This is a genomic window from Nonomuraea sp. B5E05 (genome assembly GCF_039880665.1).
Lineage (GTDB): Bacteria > Actinomycetota > Actinomycetes > Streptosporangiales > Streptosporangiaceae > Nonomuraea.
The window spans coordinates 1-1,247 of sequence record NZ_JBDPMJ010000094.1; the positions used below are offsets into that span (position 1 = coordinate 1).

The following is a 1,247-nucleotide window of genomic DNA, read 5'->3' on the forward strand; positions in this document are numbered from 1 at the left end:
CTGCCGCTCCTGCTGCTCGCCGTGGTGCCCGACGCCTGGGCCGCGGTGCGCAGCGCCAGGATGCGGTACAGCACCCTCTACTCCCTCATCCCCGCCGCCCGCCGCAAGTGGATCATCGCCGAGCTGCTGGCCGAGCGGGAGCCCGCGGCGGAGGTTCGCTCGTTCACCATGCGCGGTTTCCTGCTGCGCATGTACGACGCCGTGGCCACGGCCGAGCAGGACGTCATGCTCCGGCTGGCCCGGCGGCAGGCCGTCGCCCGGCTGGCCGGGGAGGCCCTCGGCGGCCTCGGCGCCGCGCTTGTCTACGTCGCCCTCGGCATCCTGCTGGCCGTGGCCGCGATCCCGCTGGCGGTCGCGGGCACCGCGGTGCTCGCCATCCGCTCCGGCCAGACCTCGCTGAGCAACCTCATGTACGCCACCAACCAGCTCTATGAGGAGGGCCTCTACTTCACCGACTTCCTGGACTTCTGCGCGCAGGCGGAAGGCCGCGTGTCCGGCGAGCGCCGCGCTCCGATGCCACCGGCCTTCGAGCGCATCGTGGCCGACAGGGTGACCTTCACCTACCCGGGCGCTGAGGAGCCGGCCCTGCGCGAGGTGTCCGTCGAGATCAAACAGGGCGAGATCGTCGCCTTCGTCGGCGAGAACGGCTCCGGCAAGACCACCCTCGCCAAGATCCTGTCCGGCCTGTACGAACCCGGCACGGGCACCGTCCTGTGGGACGACACCGACCTGAGCCAGGTCGACCCCGACCAGCTCCGCACCCGCACCGCCGTCATCGCCCAGGACCACACCCGCTGGCCCCTGGCCGCCCGCTACAACATCACCATGGGCACCGGCAAAGACGAGCAGGCCCTGCACGAAGCCGCCGCCGTCGCCGGCGCCGACGAGGTCATCGCCCGCCTGCCCCACGGCTACCAGACCCTGCTCGACCGCCGCTTCAAGGACGGCTGCGAACTGTCCGGCGGCCAATGGCAGCGCATCGCCGTCGCCCGCGGCTTCTACCGCGACGCCGCCCTGCTCATCTGCGACGAACCCACCGCCGCCCTCGACGCCCGCGCCGAACACGCCCTCTTCGAACGCATCCGCACCCACGCCGACGGCCGCACCGTCCTGCTCATCACCCACCGCCTGGCCAGCGTCCGCTACGCCGACCGCATCTACGTCCTCGACCGCGGCACGGTCACCGAACACGGCGACCACGACACCCTCATGTCACTCAACGGCCTCTACGCCGACCTCTACACCCT

At 71.6% G+C, this 1,247-nt stretch carries 1 protein-coding gene; it reads left to right on the plus strand.

The genetic code is table 11. The annotated features are described in order from the left end of the window. Positions 1–1,247, plus strand: a 1,247-nt coding sequence (locus ABGB01_RS45935; RefSeq protein ID WP_347780643.1) for an ABC transporter ATP-binding protein, incomplete at both ends; no start/stop codon positions are given.